19 protein-coding genes are annotated in these 17,542 nt (G+C 38.6%); 16 read left to right on the top strand and 3 right to left on the bottom strand.

Translation table 11 applies throughout. The features are described from left to right. Positions 1-16 precede the first annotated feature (16 nt). The 3 genes from rnjA to def all read right to left on the bottom strand — a co-directional run bounded on the left by rnjA (position 17) and on the right by def (position 2,637). Positions 17-1,708 (bottom strand): ribonuclease J1, encoded by a 1,692-nt coding sequence (gene rnjA / locus LKF16_RS02685; RefSeq protein ID WP_291468394.1) that lies wholly within the window; start codon positions 1,706-1,708, stop codon positions 17-19. Between the two features lie 3 nt (positions 1,709-1,711). Then, a complete protein-coding gene (locus LKF16_RS02680; protein ID WP_291468391.1) occupies positions 1,712-1,924 on the bottom strand; it encodes a DNA-directed RNA polymerase subunit epsilon in 213 nt (70 codons plus the stop codon). A gap of 152 nt (positions 1,925-2,076) precedes the next feature. Next, entirely contained in the window at positions 2,077-2,637 is a 561-nt protein-coding gene (gene def, locus LKF16_RS02675) for a peptide deformylase (protein ID WP_291468390.1), read from the bottom strand. A gap of 188 nt (positions 2,638-2,825) precedes the next feature. Between def and LKF16_RS02670 the strand changes: the two genes are divergently transcribed. From LKF16_RS02670 to LKF16_RS02595, 16 genes are all read left to right on the top strand, one after another. Next, entirely contained in the window at positions 2,826-3,299 is a 474-nt protein-coding gene (locus LKF16_RS02670) for a CidA/LrgA family protein (RefSeq protein ID WP_291468388.1), read from the top strand. After that, complete coding sequence (locus LKF16_RS02665; protein ID WP_291468387.1) at positions 3,286-4,032, top strand: LrgB family protein; 747 nt, start codon at positions 3,286-3,288, stop codon at positions 4,030-4,032. Before LKF16_RS02670 ends, LKF16_RS02665 begins: the two co-directional genes overlap by 14 nt. Positions 4,033-4,090: 58 nt before the next feature. Further along, positions 4,091-5,086 carry a D-2-hydroxyacid dehydrogenase gene (locus LKF16_RS02660; RefSeq protein WP_291468386.1) on the top strand — a complete coding sequence of 332 codons (996 nt, stop codon included), beginning with the start codon at positions 4,091-4,093 and terminating at the stop codon, positions 5,084-5,086. A gap of 123 nt (positions 5,087-5,209) precedes the next feature. Next, a complete protein-coding gene (gene pdhA, locus LKF16_RS02655; protein ID WP_291468385.1) occupies positions 5,210-6,316 on the top strand; it encodes a pyruvate dehydrogenase (acetyl-transferring) E1 component subunit alpha in 1,107 nt (368 codons plus the stop codon). Beyond that, entirely contained in the window at positions 6,316-7,293 is a 978-nt protein-coding gene (locus LKF16_RS02650; protein ID WP_291468383.1) for an alpha-ketoacid dehydrogenase subunit beta, read from the top strand. The genes pdhA and LKF16_RS02650 overlap by 1 nt, the downstream gene beginning before the upstream one ends. Positions 7,294-7,324: 31 nt before the next feature. Then, complete coding sequence (locus tag LKF16_RS02645) at positions 7,325-8,623, top strand: 2-oxo acid dehydrogenase subunit E2 (RefSeq protein ID WP_291468381.1); 1,299 nt, start codon at positions 7,325-7,327, stop codon at positions 8,621-8,623. A 7-nt stretch (positions 8,624-8,630) separates the two neighbouring features. Further along, positions 8,631-10,058, top strand: a complete 1,428-nt coding sequence (gene lpdA, locus LKF16_RS02640) for a dihydrolipoyl dehydrogenase (protein WP_291468379.1) — start codon at positions 8,631-8,633, stop codon at positions 10,056-10,058. A gap of 72 nt (positions 10,059-10,130) precedes the next feature. Beyond that, positions 10,131-10,436, top strand: coding sequence for a UPF0223 family protein (locus tag LKF16_RS02635; RefSeq protein ID WP_291468377.1), 306 nt, complete (start codon positions 10,131-10,133; stop codon positions 10,434-10,436). Next, complete coding sequence (locus tag LKF16_RS02630) at positions 10,408-11,190, top strand: inositol monophosphatase family protein (RefSeq protein ID WP_291468375.1); 783 nt, start codon at positions 10,408-10,410, stop codon at positions 11,188-11,190. Before LKF16_RS02635 ends, LKF16_RS02630 begins: the two co-directional genes overlap by 29 nt. A gap of 74 nt (positions 11,191-11,264) precedes the next feature. Further along, complete coding sequence (typA, locus tag LKF16_RS02625; RefSeq protein WP_291468373.1) at positions 11,265-13,112, top strand: translational GTPase TypA; 1,848 nt, start codon at positions 11,265-11,267, stop codon at positions 13,110-13,112. Between the two features lie 116 nt (positions 13,113-13,228). Then, positions 13,229-14,410, top strand: coding sequence for an FtsW/RodA/SpoVE family cell cycle protein (locus LKF16_RS02620; RefSeq protein WP_291468371.1), 1,182 nt, complete (start codon positions 13,229-13,231; stop codon positions 14,408-14,410). Between the two features lie 4 nt (positions 14,411-14,414). Next, positions 14,415-14,687 (top strand): YlbG family protein, encoded by a 273-nt coding sequence (locus LKF16_RS02615; protein WP_291468369.1) that lies wholly within the window; start codon positions 14,415-14,417, stop codon positions 14,685-14,687. Further along, positions 14,684-15,238 (top strand): 16S rRNA (guanine(966)-N(2))-methyltransferase RsmD, encoded by a 555-nt coding sequence (gene rsmD / locus LKF16_RS02610; protein ID WP_291468367.1) that lies wholly within the window; start codon positions 14,684-14,686, stop codon positions 15,236-15,238. The genes LKF16_RS02615 and rsmD overlap by 4 nt, the downstream gene beginning before the upstream one ends. Further along, positions 15,238-15,732: a pantetheine-phosphate adenylyltransferase gene (gene coaD / locus LKF16_RS02605; protein WP_291468365.1), complete on the top strand. Its 495-nt coding sequence runs from the start codon at positions 15,238-15,240 to the stop codon at positions 15,730-15,732. The genes rsmD and coaD overlap by 1 nt, the downstream gene beginning before the upstream one ends. Before the next feature lie 4 nt (positions 15,733-15,736). Beyond that, positions 15,737-16,777, top strand: a complete 1,041-nt coding sequence (locus tag LKF16_RS02600; protein ID WP_434735154.1) for a SepM family pheromone-processing serine protease — start codon at positions 15,737-15,739, stop codon at positions 16,775-16,777. A gap of 62 nt (positions 16,778-16,839) precedes the next feature. Then, positions 16,840-17,448, top strand: coding sequence for a helix-hairpin-helix domain-containing protein (locus tag LKF16_RS02595; protein WP_291468364.1), 609 nt, complete (start codon positions 16,840-16,842; stop codon positions 17,446-17,448). Positions 17,449-17,542 lie beyond the last annotated feature (94 nt).

Here is a 17,542-nt window from a genome sequence, read left to right as displayed (position 1 = left end):
AGATCAATTGATCTGCTTAGATTGAAGTTGAAATTAACATTGGTAAGATAACAGGATTTCTAGCTGTACGTTTGTACAAGAAGTCTTGTAATCCATCAATAATAATACGTTTCAAATGAGCTTCAGTAACTTTAGTGTCTTCATCGTCAAATGAATTCTTGATCAAGTGGAAGACACGTTTTTGTGCTTGATTGATCAACTCGCCTGATTCTCGCATGTAGACAAATCCACGAGACAAGATATCTGGACCAGCAAGGACGATATGTTTCTTGTAGTCGATAGTTGCAACTACAACGACCATACCTTCCTCTGAAAGCAATTGGCGGTCATGGATAACAACGTTTCCAATATCGCCAACCCCTTTACCATCGACGTAAACGTCGCCAGCAGGGAAGTGACCAGCTCGTCTAGCAGTGTCTTTAGTTAAAGCTAATACGTCACCATTTTCCATGATGAAGGTATTATCCTCTGGGACGCCGCATAGCTGAGCTAATTCAGTATGGATCTTGAGCATACGATACTCACCATGAATTGGCATGAAAAATTTAGGCTTCATTAATCTGAGCATTAATTCTTGTTCAGTTTGGCCACCGTGACCTGAAGCATGGATATTGTTAACTTTACCATGGATCACTTCTGCACCAGCCTCTGAAAGTTGGTTGATCAAATGGTTAACGCTGATCGTGTTACCTGGGATAGGGTTACTTGAGAAAATAACTGTATCACCAGGTTGAATACTGATCTGACGGTGAGTACCATTGGCAATTCTGGAAAGAGCTGCAAGTGGTTCACCCTGAGAACCTGTACACAAGATCAAAGTTTCATTTGCTGGAGTGTGATTAAGCTCATGTGGATCCATGATCATTTCATCAGGGATATTCAAATAGCCTAGTTCACGTCCATTTTCAATTGCTTGTTCCATACTTCGACCAAAGACTGCAATCTTACGGTTTTGTTGGATCGCAGCATCGACAGCTTGAGAAACACGGTAAATATTTGAAGCAAAGGTAGCAAAGATGATACGACCTTGGATCGTTTCAAAAATTTGGTGAATGGTCAAACCAACTGATCTTTCTGATTTAGAAAAAGTTGGAATTTCGGCATTGGTACTATCTGACATCAAAAGCAAGACGCCTTCTTGTCCAAGTGCTGCCATTTTTTGAAGATTAGGTGCTGGCAAACCAGCAACAGGTGTTAAATCAAATTTGAAATCTCCGGTTTCAACGATGATTCCTTCAGGTGTATGGACCGCAACACCTAACGTATCAGGGATAGAGTGGGTAGTTCTGAAGAATGAAACGCTTGTTTTTGGAAATTTGATCACTGAGTCTTCACTCAAAACATTTAGCTTTGTTGATTGTAACAAGCCATGTTCTTCCAATTTACCTTTGATCAAGGCACATGCTAATGGGCCTGCATAAACTGGAATGTTTGGTAACTTTTGTAGTAAGTAGGGGATTCCACCAATGTGGTCTTCGTGACCATGAGTGATGAAAAGTCCCTTAATTTTATCTTGATGTTCCACTAGGTAACTGTAGTCAGAAATGACATAATCAATTCCTAATAGTTCATCTTCAGGGAATTTGATACCAGCATCGATGATGATCAACTCATCTTGGTATTCAACTCCGTACATGTTTTTACCGATTTCGCCAAGGCCCCCAATGGCAAAAACGGAAACTTCATTATTTTTTACGTTTAGAGTCATTAATTAAAACTCCGTTAGTTTAAAATTAGGACTCTTTTGTTCGTATTCAAGATGTGCTTCATCTAACTCTTGAATCAATTCGATATCATAATTTGTATTTTTTTCAACTGCTTCACGTACATCGATACTTGATTCTGCATCCATGTAAAGTGAATGTGTGTATTCACGACGGGGGTTATCTTGTTTAGTTTCTTGATATAAAACTTTATAAATCACTATAATTTCTCCTTTTATGTCATTTAAATAAAGTGACAAACCGCTCTATTTAAGCATTCTTCAGTCCATTTGGTTGAATAATCAACAAGTAACATAATTTTAACATATCTACATATGTAAGTATACTTTATCGACTGGTCTAAATGTCGCGATTATTGGATGACAACTGTACTTGGATCAAGTTCGAAAGGAGTCTTCTTGTTGATCTTGTCGTAGTAAAGGTGGCCATTTAAATGGTCGATCTCGTGTTGACAAACAATAGCAGGATAATCTCTAACGCGAAGAGTTTGTGAGTTTCCATCAAAATCATCGTATTTGATAGTAATGCGGTCAGATCTAGGTACAAATCCAGGGACGTCTTTATCAACAGATAAGCATCCTTCACCTTGTTCTAGAGCAGCATTTTGAACAGAATTTCTAACAATGACTGGGTTGATCAAAGTGATCTTTAGCAATGGCTTGTCAGGATCTTCTTCATTTGGAACTAAAACTGATGCCATCATTTTTGATACGCCAACTTGTGGTGCGGCTAAACCGACACCAGCACGAAGTTGGTGCTTTTCTGCGAATTCTTCATTTTGACTATTTACTAAGTATTCCATCATGTCAGCTGCAAGCTTCTTATCTTCGTCGCTGAGAGGGAATTTCACGTCTTGACTTACTTTTCTTAATACGGGATCGCCATCACGGACGATGTCTTTCATTAAATACATATTTGCCTCCTAAAAAAATCTTTAGTTAATCAGTAACTACATTATAAAGTAGTTTGCCAATTTTTTTACTAAATAAATATTATTTATTCAAGAATATTCTAGTTCCTAAAGTTTGTGAAATATGATAAACTCCTTAGGTGTAGCAAATGTATGCGGTTACATAAATACATATATAAGGAGAGGGATATATGGATGACTCAAAACGTACTAAGGCCAATACCAAAGAGGATGTCAAGAAGCCATCAAATGTTCTGATTCAAATCGCCATCTTTGTTGGCGTTTTGTTTGTTTCTAACATTTTATCAATGTTAATGCCGAAATCATTTCCGGTACCAGCACCTGTGTGGGGGTTATTGATCTTATATTTCTTATTGACGACTAAAATCGTCAAGGTTGAGCAAGTTGAAAAAATGTCGACTTTCTTGATCAGTATCATCGGATTCTTGTTCGTGCCTTCTGGTGTGCAACTATATACGCATCTGAACATCATCAAAGAGGATGGAGTTATGTTGATCATTGCGATTATCATTTCTACGATTGTATTACTGGTAGTGATTTCATATACTGCAAAATTCTTCATCTTTATTAGTTCTAAATTACGTAATGCACATACTCCGGTGATTACTCGCCAAGTTAAGGAGGGAAATGATGCAAATAATTAATAATTCATTTTTCGGGATTTTTGTCTCGGTCGTTGTTTATTTGATCGGAGTTTTCCTGTTTAGAAAATCGAAGGGCTTTTTTTTGTTTCAACCACTTTTTGTAGGGATGGTCCTAGGTATCTTCACCTTATGGACAATCCAACATTTGACCGGTGCTTCACCGGAAACAGTTTACAACGCATATTGGAAGGGTGGAAATAACAATTTTATTGGTGCTAACTTCCTATTTTGGATGTTAGGTCCAGCTACGATTGCATTTGCTGTTCCACTTTATAAACGAAATGATCTGGTCAAAAAATACTGGGTCGAAATCTTATTGGCATTGATAGTCGGATTGTTTATTTCACTATCGATCATTTATGTGATCACTAAAGCACTCGGATTATCTAATACAGAAATCAGTTCGCTATTGCCAACTGCAGCAACCACTGCGATTGCCATGCCATTAGCACAAGGTATTGGTGGAGAACCAGCAATTACTGCGATGACCTGTATTTTAAATGCAGTGATCATCTTGGCAATTGGGGATCAATTAGTTCGTTGGTTCAGACTTGATAAGGATCCAATCGGTGTTGGACTTGGTTTAGGTACCTCAGGTAAAACTGTTGGTTCAGCTAAAGCAGTTCAGCTTGGATCGATCCAAGGAGCTATGGCTTCCATCTCGTTGGTTGTCATTGGTGTAGTAACAGATTTAGTTGTACCAATATTTGCCAAATGGGTTGGTTTAGTTTAATTAACCTACTATTATGAAAGTGTATTCAAAAATAATTGATTTTATGGAGGAACTAAGTATGAAACTCATTGACTATGGTGTTAGAGAAGACGAAAGACCATATATTGAACAATGGTCAAAGGAAAATAATATTGAAGTTAAGATCGTCTCAGATTTATTGAATCCAGAAACAATTGAACAAGCAAATGGATACGATGGCGTTGTCGCTTATCAGCAATTGCCATATGATCCTGCTATTTTTGACAAGATGAACGAATACGGTATCCATGTACTTTCATTAAGAAACGTTGGTGTTGATAATGTTCCTTTTGATGCTTTAAAGAAAAACGACATTAAATTAACGAACGTTCCAAGCTATTCTCCAACTGCAATTGCTGAATATTCAGTGACTGGTCTAATGATCTTGTTGAGAAGTATGAAATCAATGATCAGAAAAGTTGATAAGCATAACTTTTTATGGGCACCGGATATTGGTCGCGAATTGAACGAACTAACTGTCGGTGTCGCTGGTACAGGACGTATTGGACGTGCTGCAATTAAAATTTATCAAGGGTTCGGCGCAAAAGTCATTGCTTTTGATAAATATCGCAATCCAGATATTGAAAAACAAGGACTATACGTTGATACATTAGATGAATTATTGAAAAATTCAGACGTCGTAACTTTGCATTTACCAAGTCTTGGCAAGGGCAATACTGTGATCAATAAAAACACTATTGCTGAGATGAAAGATCATGCCATTGTCGTAAATACCGGTCGTGGCGACTTGATCAACACGCAAGATCTGTACGATGCAGTTGTTTCAGAAAAGCTTTATGGAGCAGTTCTTGATGTTTATGAAAATGAAGTTGGGATTTTCAACTCCGATCGCAGCAATGAGAAACTTGAAGACCAATTATTATCTAACATGATCGATAATCCAAGAATTATTGTTTCTCCACATATTGCTTTTTATACAACCACTGCCGTAAAAAATATGGCAACGATCTCCCTAAATTCAATGGTTGACGAATTGAAGAATGGTACATCAAATAACGAAATTGACATAAATTAAATATTGAAAATTTGTTACAGAAAAATTCTTGTGTTTTCTTGTAAGAATGATAAACTAAAGATATTGAAAACCCTTACAGTTTTGCTGTGAGTGTTTTAGCTTTTTATGGAAGGAATGTGAATAATGGCAAATAAATCAGTTGTTGATTTTGAAGCAATTAAGAAAGACTTGGCAGATTTACCTAAGCCAATCCAAGTTTTGGATGAAAACTCCAAGGTGGTGGATCAAGAGACATTTGATTCATTCTCTGACGATGACTTAGTTGAATTTATGAAAAAGATGGTTTGGGAACGTGCATTGCACGAACAAACTATGAATTTCTCTCGTCAAGGACGGATGGGATTTTATGCTCCTACCGAAGGTGAGGAAGCATCAGAAATGGGTACTGTTTTAGCAATGAAGAAACAAGATTACCTACTTCCTGCATATCGTGATATTCCACAACTCATTCAACATGGTGCTACAGTAACTGAAGCTTACTTGTGGTCAAGAGGACATGTTTTGGGTAACGAATATGAAGCTAATGCAATGATGCCACAAATCATTATCGGTGCTGCATACGATGAAGCAGCCGGTGTTGGTTTAGGAATCAAGAAGAACAAGGAAGAAGACAAGATTGCCTTCACTTATACAGGTGATGGTGGTACTTCCCAAGGTGATAGTTATGAAGGTATGAACTTTGCCGGTGCTTTCCAAACACCAACATTGTTCATCGTTCAAAACAACGGTTTCGCTATCTCTACACCAAGAGCTAAACAAACTGCTGCTCCATCATTAGCACAAAAAGCTGTTGCTGCTGGTATTCCAAGTGTTCAAGTAGATGGTATGGATATCTTGGCTTGCTACACAGTTGCTAAAGCAGCTCGTGATTACATCACAGCCGGAAATGGTCCTGTAATGATCGAAACACTTACATATCGTTACGGTGCTCACTCAAGTGCTGGTGATGATCCTAAACGTTACAGAACTGAAGAAGAAGTTAAACCTTGGCATGAAAAAGATCCACTCATTCGTTTGAGAAAGGTACTTGAAGACAAGGGACTATGGTCAGATGAACAAGAAGACAAACTTGTTGAAGAATATAAATCTTCATTCAAGGATGCTATCAAAGAAGCCGATGAAGCTCCTAAGGATAAAGTATCTGACATGTTGAAACGTACTTTCGAAATTCCAACTCCAGAAATGAGAAAAGAAATCGAAAAATTTGAAGCAAAGGAGTCGAATGAATAATGTCAAAGAAGACTTATATTGCAGCAATCACCGATGCCTTGGATATCTGCTTGGAAGATGATCCAAAAACATTGATCTTTGGTGAAGATGTCGGTAAAAACGGTGGTGTATTTAGAACTACACAAGGATTACAAGACAAATACGGCGAAGACCGTGTCTTTGATACTCCTTTAGCCGAATCAGGAATTTTAGGACTAGCTACAGGACTTGGCGTTCAAGGCTTCCGTCCAATCCCTGAAATCCAATTTATGGGATTCTCATTCGAAGCAATTGACCAAATCGTTGGCCAAGCTGCCAGAATGCGTTTCCGTTTCAATGGTAAACAAACTTCACCTATGACAATCCGTACACCTTATGGTGGTGGTACTCATACTGCTGAAATGCACGCTGATAACTTGGAAAACTTCTTTACAGGAGTTCCAGGACTACGTGTTGTTATGCCAAGTAATCCATACGATGCTAAAGGCTTGTTGATTTCATCAATTGAAAACAATGACCCTGTCCTATTTATGGAAAACTTGAAGCTATATCGTTCAATGAAGGATGATATTCCTGATGGCAAGTACACAGTTCCTTTAGACAAAGCTAATGTTGTTCAAGAAGGTACTGATCTTACAATCGTAGCTTACGGTGCTGAAGTTAATGAAGCCAAGAAAGCTGCTGAAAAATTAGCTGAAAACAACGTCTCTGTTGAAATTATTGACTTAAGAACTGTATCACCAATCGATACAGACACAATCTTCAAGTCATTGGAGAAGACTCATAAAGTTGTTATTGTACAAGAAGCTCAAAAAATGGCCGGTGTTGGTGCACAAGTTGCATCAGCTATCTCTGAAGATGCCATTCTTTCTCTTGATGCACCAATTGGTAGAGTTGCTGCTCCAAACAGTGTTTATCCATTCGCCCAAGGTGAAGACTACTGGATCCCTGGTGCTGATGAAATCGTAGAAAAAGCAAACGAAATTTTAAACTACTAATTAATCCGCATGGAAGGGAAGGGTTCTAAAAATGGCCTTTAAATTTAAATTACCTGAATTAGGCGAAGGAATGGCCGAAGGTGAAGTTGCTAGCTGGTTAGTCAAAGAAGGAGACCAAGTTAAAGAAGACGATTCTTTAGTTGAAATCCAAAATGATAAATCAGTCGAGGAATTACCTTCTCCAGTTTCTGGTACCGTAAAACAAATCGTTGCACAAGAGGGAGATACTGTTGAAATTGGTGACACATTGATCATCATTGATGATGGTTCTGCTGATACTGGCGATGATGAAGCTCCTGCAGCTAAAGAAGAAGCTGCTCCAGCTGCCGACGAAAAGGCCGCACCCGCAGCCGCCGCAGCACCTGCTGCAGCAGCCCCAGCAGCTGCAACTGGTTCAGCAAATGCTAATTATTTAGCAATGCCATCAGTTCGCCAATATGCTCGTGATAATGGTGTCGACTTATCAACAGTTACACCATCTGGTAAGCATGGACAAATCACAACTGCTGATGTTGACGCTGCCAAGAGTGGTGCTCCAGCAGCTGCCGCACCTGCAGCCGCAGCTGGTTCTGCTGCATCTGCAGCCGAAGCAACACCAATCACACCTTACAAGTCTGCTACACCAGAACTTGAAACACGTGAAAAGATGTCAATGACTAGAAAAGCTATTGCTAAGGCAATGCTTACAAGTAAACATACAGCTCCTCACGTAACAAGTTTCGATGACGTCGAAGTATCTGCTTTGATGGCAAACCGTAAGAAGTACAAGCAAATTGCTGCTGACAAAGATATCCATCTAACATTCCTACCATACATTGTTAAAGCTTTGGTAGCTGTTATGAAGGCATATCCAGAATTGAATGCATCAATCGATGATTCAACTGATGAAATTGTCTACAAGCATTATTACAATGTTGGTATTGCAACAAATACTGAACATGGACTATACGTTCCTAATGTTAAGAACGTTGATTCTAAAGGTATGTTTGAAATTGCCAAGGAAATCACAGAAAACTCACAAGCTGCTTATGACAACAAGCTAAGCATGGACAAGATGTCTGGCGGATCTATCACAATCAGTAATGTTGGTTCAATCGGTGGTGGCTGGTTCACACCAGTTATCAACTACCCTGAAGTTGCTATTTTGGGTGTAGGTAAGATTGCTAACGAACCATATGTTGACGAAGAGGGCAACATTCAAGTAGGTAAGATGCTTAAACTTTCACTAAGTTATGATCACAGACTTATTGATGGTGCTTTGGCACAAAATGCATTGAACTTATTGAAGAAACTTCTACATGATCCAGATATGTTGTTAATGGAGGGCTAGTTATAAAATGGCAGAAAATGTAATCGAAAAAGACACAGTTATTATTGGTTCAGGTCCTGGTGGATACGTTGCAGCTATTCGTGCTGCCGAATATGGACAAAGTGTTACAGTCATCGAAAAGTCAGACACTGTAGGTGGAGTTTGTCTTAACGTTGGTTGTGTACCTTCAAAAGCACTGATTGCTGCTGGTAACAGATTAAAGCAAGACCGTGATTCATCAATTTATGGAATCACAACAACTGGTGCAGAAATTGACTTTGCAAAAACACAAGCATGGAAAAAAGAACAAGTTGTTGATCGTATGACAAACGGTGTTCGTATGTTATTGAAGAAGCACAAAGTTGAATTGATCAACGGCGAAGCATACTTAGATAACGACCATCAACTACGTGTTATGGCAAGTGGCCCTCGTCAATTCATGGACAATGGTGGCGGACAAACTATTAAATTCAAGAACTTGATTCTTGCAACTGGTAGTCGTCCCGTTGAAATCAGAGGATTCAAATTCAGCAAGAGAATCATTGATTCTACTGGTGGACTTAACCTTCCAGAAATTCCTAAGGAATTCGTTGTTATCGGTGGTGGATACGTTGGATCAGAATTAGCTGGTGCTTATGCTGACCTCGGTGCACACGTAACAATTCTTGAAGGTACAGGACAAATTATTCCTAACTTTGATAAAGATATGGTATCAATTGTTAAGAAGAATCTTGAATCTAAAGGTGTAACAATCATTACTAATGCCATGGCCAAAAAGGCTGATGAAACAGATAATGACGTTACTGTTACTTATGAAGTAGACGGCAAAGAATCAACAGTTAAAGCAGATTACTGCATGGTTACTGTTGGTCGTCGTCCTAATACAGATAACTTTGGTCTTGAAATGACAAACGTTAAAACTAATGACCGTGGTTTGATCGAAGTTGATGAACAAGGACGTACATCTGTTCCAAACATCTATGCCGTTGGTGATATCGTACCTGGTCCAGCTTTGGCTCACAAAGCATTCTTTGAGGCTAAAGTTGCAGCTGGTGCTATTTCAGGCAAAAACACAGCAAACGACTTCATTGGCGTTCCTGCAGTCTGCTTTACAGACCCAGAATTAGCTAGTGTTGGTCTAAATAAACAACAAGCAAAAGATAAGGGTATTGATGCAGATGTTGCTAAGTTCCCATTTGCAGGTAACGCACGTGCCGTTTCATTGGATGAAGCTGAAGGATTTGTAAGATTGGTTTCAGACAAGAAGACTGGCACACTTATCGGAGGCGAAATCGTTGGACCTGGTGCATCAGAATTGATTTCTGAATTAAGCTTAGCAGTTAACTGTCAACTTAATGTTGAAGATATTGCTTTGACAATTCACCCACATCCAACATTAGGCGAACCTGTTCAAGAAGCTGCAGATATCTTGATTGGTTATCCTACACATATTTAATTACTAAAAAGCGATGCAATTGCATCGCTTTTTTTGTATAGTTAAGAGGTAAACGAATGGAGGACTTTGACAATGCGAGACAATTATAGCTATCCTCTCGATGAAGAGTGGTCAAACTCAGATATCGTCGGTGTCATGGCACTTTACAATGCCGTCGAGAAAGCTTATGAGTCAGGTATCAAGCGAGAAGACTTTTTGCAAAAGTACCGTGAATTTTGTCAGATCGTACCCATGAAAATGGAACAAAGACGACTCGATAAAGAATTTCAAGTTGAGTCAGGATATTCGATCTATCAAGTATTTAAGCAATGTCAATCAACGCCAAGCAACGGGAAAGTAAGGCTTCATTATGAAGGAAAAAAGTCAAGAAATAGATAGATTCTTAGTCGATCTTTTAACTAGGGTGGGTGAAGACCTACGTAAAGACGTTACAAAACATAAGCAAGTTGATACTAAATCAGGTCCAAACGATCTAGTCACAAATTTTGATAAATCCACGGAAAAGATGATTGTTACCACCATCAAAAAACAGTATCCAAACGCCACGATAGTTAGCGAAGAGGGTTTTGGAGATGACGTGAAATCAATGGATGGATTGGTCTTTTTTGTCGACCCGATCGATGGGACGATGAATTTTGTGAAATGTCATGAAAGTTTTGCATCTATGATCGGGGTTTATTTAGATGGTAAGCCATTTGTTGGTGCCATCATTGACGTTATGCAGAAAAAGATTTTTCACGGTGGTCCAGAGATTGGCGTTTTCCAAAACGGCAAGAAGCTGAGCCAGCCTGACGATATCGAACTCAAAGATGGTTTGGTAGTTATCAGTGGACCAATGGTATTGAAAAATTATTTAAACACTCAAGAAGTCGTCCACAAGAGCAGTGGCTTGCGGGTATTAGGTTGTGCCGGAGTGGTCTTTAAACACGTCATGACGGGCAAAGAGGTCCTATATATGTCATATTTAAGACCTTGGGATCTAGCTGCCGGAAGAGTTCTTTGTGAGACCTTGGGATTAAAGGTGGTTGGAGTTGACGGAGAGCCTGTTAATATGCTAAAATCACAAGTCGTAATAGCTGGTACTCAGAAAGTTGTTTCTGAAGTACTTCAGACAGTTAAAAACTCAAACTAAGCTGTGAACTACTATCACAGTTTTTTTATTGCCAGTGAACAAATCACTGATGTTATATGGAAGGAAGAAGTAATTTGACTAAAATAAGAGAAGATATTAGAAATATTGCTATTATCGCCCACGTTGACCACGGTAAAACTACTTTAGTTAACGAAATGCTAAAGCAATCAGACACATTAGGAGAACACTATCAAATCCAAGATCGTGCTCTTGATTCAAACGCAATTGAAAGAGAACGTGGTATCACAATCCTTTCCAAAAACACAGCGGTTGACTATGATGGCAAGAAGATCAATATTTTGGATACACCAGGACACGCGGACTTCGGTGGTGAAGTTGAGCGTATCATGAAGATGGTTGATGGTGTATTGCTAGTTGTTGATGCTTATGAAGGAACAATGCCACAAACACGTTTTGTTCTTAAAAAGGCTCTTGAACAACATTTGACACCAATCGTTGTTATTAACAAGGTCGATAGACCAGGTGCTCGTCCTGAAGAAGTTGTTGACGAAGTTCTTGAATTGTTTATCGAACTTGGCGCAAATGACGACCAACTTGAATTCCCTGTTGTATATGCATCAGCCATCAACGGTACATCAAGTTACTCATCAGATCCTGCAGATCAAAAACACACAATGAATCCATTGTTTGACACAATCATCAAGACAATCCCAGCACCAATCGACAATTCAGACGAACCATTACAATTCCAAGTTGCTTTACTTGATTATAATGACTACGTTGGTCGTATTGGTATCGGACGTATCTTCCGTGGAAAGATTGCGGTAGGTGACAATGTTACAGTTATGAAACTTGACGGTTCAACTAAGAACTTCCGTGTAACTAAGCTATTTGGTTTCATGGGTCTAGATCGTGTTGAGATCAATGAGGCTAAGGCCGGGGACTTAATTGCTGTTTCAGGTATGGAAGATATTTATGTTGGTGAAACTGTTACACCAGTTGACCACCAAGAAGCACTTCCATTGTTACGTATTGATGAACCAACACTTCAAATGACTTTCTTACAAAACAACTCACCATTCGCTGGTCGCGAAGGTACAGAAGTTACTGCTAGAAAGATCGATGACCGTTTAAGAAGACAACTTCATACTGATGTCTCTCTTAAAGTTGAAGATACAGACCAAGCTGGTCAATGGCTAGTTTCAGGTCGTGGTGAACTTCACCTTTCAATTCTTGTTGAAGAAATGCGTCGTGAAGGATTTGAATTACAACTATCACGTCCAGAAGTTATCTACAAGAATATCGATGGCGTAAACTCAGAACCTTATGAGGAAGTTACTATCGATACACCTGACCAATACGTTGGTTCAGTTATTGACGCAATGTCACAACGTAAGGGTGACATGGCTAACATGGAAAGTACTGGTAACAACCAAACTCGTTTGGTATTCTCAGCTCCATCACGTGGTTTGATCGGATTCTCAACAGAATTCCTTTCAATGACTGGTGGTTACGGAATTTTGAACCATACTTTCTCAGAATACAAGCCTGTTGTTAAGAACTGGGAACCAGGTAGAAGAACTGGTGCTTTGGTTTCAATCAACCAAGGTCCATCAACTACTTATTCACTTCAATCAGTTGAAGATCGTGGTACATTATTTATCGGTGCCGGTGTTGACGTATATGAAGGTATGATCGTTGGTGAAAGTAGCCGTGATCAAGATATCGCTGTTACAGTTACTAAAGGTAAGAACCTTACTAATACTCGTGCTTCTGGTAAAGACCACGCTGCTGCTATCAAGACTCCTAAAGATATGTCTCTTGAACAATCAATTGAATTCTTGAACGAAGATGAACTTTGTGAAGTAACACCTACAAGTGTCCGTCTACGTAAGAAAATCCTTGATACAAACGAACGTAAGAAGTATGACAAGCAACGTAAAATGTCTAAAAAAGCTTAATTAGCAATTAGAAGTTGAGACAAATGTCTCAACTTCTTTTTTTTATCCAACTGACTTGTAGTAAGGTTAAATTGTTTGGTGGTATAATCTTATTATTAGATTTCAGGAGTTTAGATGTGAAAAAATTAAATGCGAAATTGATCGATTTTTGGATCGTGATACCATACATCCTGTTATTAGGGATTGGCGTGGTAATGGTTTATTCCGCCAGTTTTTATAACAATATGATGGTTGGTGGAAGTACAACACAATATTTAGTTAAACAGGCAATTTTTGCAGTTATCGGGATGGTACTTTGTTTTTTAGGGTATATGTTGAAAACTAGCATCTTAAAAAGTCGTGGTGTCATTACGATTTTAGCCGGAATAACGATTCCAGTCCTTTTATATTTAGTCTTCAAGGGAATATTGGTTCCTAGCAGTAAAGTTAATGGTGCCTCTGCTTGGGTCAATTTAGGATTGTTTAATTATCAACCGCTCGAAATGGCGAAGGTTTTCTTCGTCATGTACTTAGCCTTAGTATTGTCTAACAAGCGTAAGGTATTGATGGACGTCACGTTTAAGGAAATGTTGCGGACTAACGTTCAACAAATAGTAATTTTAGGAGGAACCATCTTTTTAGTTCTTATCCAACCTGATATTGGTGGTGCGATGGTCTTAACCTTGATCAGTATAGTTATGATCTCTGCATCGACCATTCCATCAAAATTGATCATTTCCATGGATGTCTCTTTAGTCGCAGTTGTGGGGATGATCGTCACATTCTTATTCACATTTAAACCTGGTCATTTTGCTCAAAGTTATCAATATCAAAGATTTTTAGCAATGCAAAATCCATTTGCTCTTGAGCGTGGTGCTGGTGCGCAGTTAGTTAACTCATTTTATGCCATCAGTAATGGTGGACTCTTTGGAGTGGGTTTAGGTAATAGTATCCAAAAACGTGGCTATTTGCCTGAACCTCACACTGATTTTATCTTAGCGATAATCAGCGAGGAGTTGGGAGTTGTCGGCGTCGTGATCGTTTTGCTTTTGCTAGCAACAATAGTTCTAAGAATGCTATTAGTTGGGATTCGTTCACAGAACGTCTATACATCATTAGTAATGTATGGCGTGGCAACTATGATGATGACACAGATTTTTCTAAATGTTGGTGGTCTTTTGGGAATCATTCCATTGACAGGTGTTACGCTACCGTTTATTAGCTATGGTGGTTCAAGTATGATGATTCTCTCGCTAGCATTGGGTATCGTTTTAAATCTTGAAGCAGAAGAAAAATATGATTCTATAAAATTAAGGTGATTCAATGTTCAAAAAAACAGAACGTCAGGCGCTTTACGTCTGGCTGTATTCGATGAAGTGGAAACGTAAATTGCAAAGATTTGGCACGATTTACTACACTTCTCCAAAAATGAAATACGTGATGATCTACGTTAATTCAAATAATTTAGCTGAGGTACAAAAAGAACTGCAAACTAAAAAGTACGTCAAGCGCATCTCATTAGCACATCGTAAGGAATTGGACGAACATTTTGAGATGAAAGCAAACAGTAAAGATACTGAGAGTGAGGAAAAATGAAAGTAATTTCAGGTTCGTTTCGTGGTCTAAACTTAAAGCCGGTTCCCGGCAAAAATACTCGCCCAACTTCTGGCAAGGTTAAAGAAGCAATGTTCAGTATGGTCATGCCTTATTTTAATAATGGGGTTGCTTTAGATTTATTTGCCGGAACTGGGTCCCTTGGGATCGAGGCTGTTTCTCGCGGATATAGTCAGGCATATTTAGTTGATAAAGCTTATAAAGCAATTTCAGTGATCAAAGAAAATGTCGAAAAAACGCATAGTTCTGACCAATTTAAGATTCTCAAGATGTCTGCCACAGAAGCAATTGAAAATTTTTCCGAAAATCAAGTTAAATTTGATTTGGTATTCTTAGATCCTCCATACCGAATGAAAATAACTGAAACGTTGATCAAAGATATGATCGATAAAGATCTTTTGGCGAAGGATGCAGTCATAGTTGATGAGACCGACTATGAGGTCGATTTATCGACCATTCCAGAAATCACATTGTTGAAACAAAAAGACTACAAAGATACGAAGGTTGCTTTGTATCATTTTGGAGGAGAATAATGGCTGAAAAAATTGGACTTTATGCAGGTAGTTTTGATCCCATTACTAATGGTCATGTCGATATAATTAGACGGGCTGCTAAGTTATTTGATAAGCTGATAGTTGCTCCAATGACAAACACATCAAAAAGATATCTCTTTAGTTATGCTGAGAAAAAAATCTTTATCGAAGAAGAGACTCAAGATCTTGCTAACGTGATCGTGGTTGATGGAAAAGATCAATTGACGACCGATTTGGCAAAACAATACCATGCAACTTTTTTAGTCCGTTCGATGAGAAATGCTGATGACTTCGGTTATGAATCAGGCGTGTCATCAATTAACAAAGCCTTGGATGATGATATCGAGACTATTTTTTTGATTTCAGACACAAAATACAGTACGATTTCTTCGTCAATGATCAAAGAAGTTGCTAAGTTTAATGGTGACATTACGAAGTTCGTTTCTAAGCATGTCGCACAAGAGTTAACTAAACGGTTGCAGAAGGGAAATTGAACGCTTGAAATTTAATAAATCACGGAACAAATTTATTGGCGGTATTTTTATTGTCATCATTATTATTTTATTTTTCACTTATCCAACTGGATATTATCTAGAAGTTCCTGGTAGCGCTGAATCGACTGCCCAATACGTTAAAGTAGATGGCAAACACGACAAGAAAAAGGGCGATTTGTTGCTGACAACAGTGGGAATACAACCGGCCAGTCCGTTCTTATTGGTAAAGTCGATGGGAAATGATTTTGAAACTGCCTATCCTAAAGATGAGCTAATGGGTAATGAGACTTCTTCCCAGTATTTCCAAGTTCAACAATATTACATGAAATCTGCTACTAATAACGCCATCCAAGCCGCATATACTAAGGCTCATAAACCCTTTAAGCAAGTCTATAAGGGTGTTTACGTCATGGATATCACTGATAATTCTGACTTTAAGAATAAGCTTAAAGTTGGTGATACGATCAATTCGATCAATGGATACAAATTTAAGAGTTCAACTTCTTTTATAAATTACGTTAAGAAGCAAGATAAAAACTCTAAAGTTACCATCAAGTTCGTCCGAGATGGAAAGACTAAAACTGCCACTGGCGGTTTAGTCAAACTCGAGCAAACTAAACGTTACGGCTTAGGAATCACCTTAACTGATGATTCTGTAGCAAAGGGTAATCCGCCAACGACAATTAATGCCGGCGATATCGGTGGACCTTCAGCCGGATTAATGTTTACGCTACAAGTTTATTCACAAGTGGCAAATAAGGACTTGAAGAAGGGCAGAACGATTGCTGGAACTGGCACGATCAGTCCCGACGGTACAGTTGGACCAATTGGCGGTATCGATAAGAAAGTCTTTGCTGCTTCAGCAGAAGGAGCCACGATCTTCTTTGCTCCTGATGATCCTGTTACTAAAGAAATTAAAAAGTATGACCCTCATTACGTTAATAATTATCATTTGGCCAAACAGGCTGCTAAAAAGATCAATACTAAGATGAAGATCGTACCTGTTAAAAAATTGGATGATGCAATTAATTATCTCGAAAAATAAAGAGCTTTTGATACGAAAGTATCAGAAGCTCTTTTTGCGTAATATGGTTTGAGGTGATGAAAATGGAAACAATAATTCAACAAATCAAAGCTAATAAATGGATCATCGGAATTTTAACGCTCTTAATTATCGGGTACTTTTTTGTTCACCGTTCTGAACAAAAATCGGTAGTCGATACGGGACAAAAGGTTGAACAAGTTGCGAAAGCAAAGCCCCAAAAAGCTGAACACCAAAAAAGTCCAAAAAGATTTACTGTCGATATTCAAGGTGAAGTCAAACATCCAGGCGTTTATCGGATGGAAAAAGATTCAATTGTTCAGGATGTGATTAAGACATCTGGTGGTTTGAACGATAATGCCGATATCAGACAGCTCAATCAGGCACAAAAAGTGGCAGACGAGATGAAGATATACATCCCAGCTCAAGGAGAGACAGTTCAAAATCAAAATAATCCAGCTGGAACTACAGCTACTAAAAATCAAAAGGTCAATATTAACTCCGCAAAAGTTGAAGATTTCAAAGATGTGAGGGGTGTTGGTCCGAAAAAAGCAGAAAAGATCATTGAGTATCGTGATAAGAATGGTCGATATCAGTCGCTAGATGATCTAAGCAAGGTTGGTGGAATTGGCAAGAAAACAATTGATTCTTGGCGAGATCAGTTGGTTGTATAATGCGTAATTTTTGGATATTTCCAGCTGTATCAGCTGGTATATTGTCGGCGTGTTTTTTTAGTTCACCAAGATATTTGATGATAGGTGCTTGGAT

The sequence above is a fragment of the Companilactobacillus sp. genome (assembly GCF_022484265.1).
In the GTDB taxonomy this organism is placed as follows: domain Bacteria; phylum Bacillota; class Bacilli; order Lactobacillales; family Lactobacillaceae; genus Companilactobacillus.
Note: the sequence above shows the minus strand (reverse complement) of the source record. Positions and strands in the feature narration are given on the sequence as shown.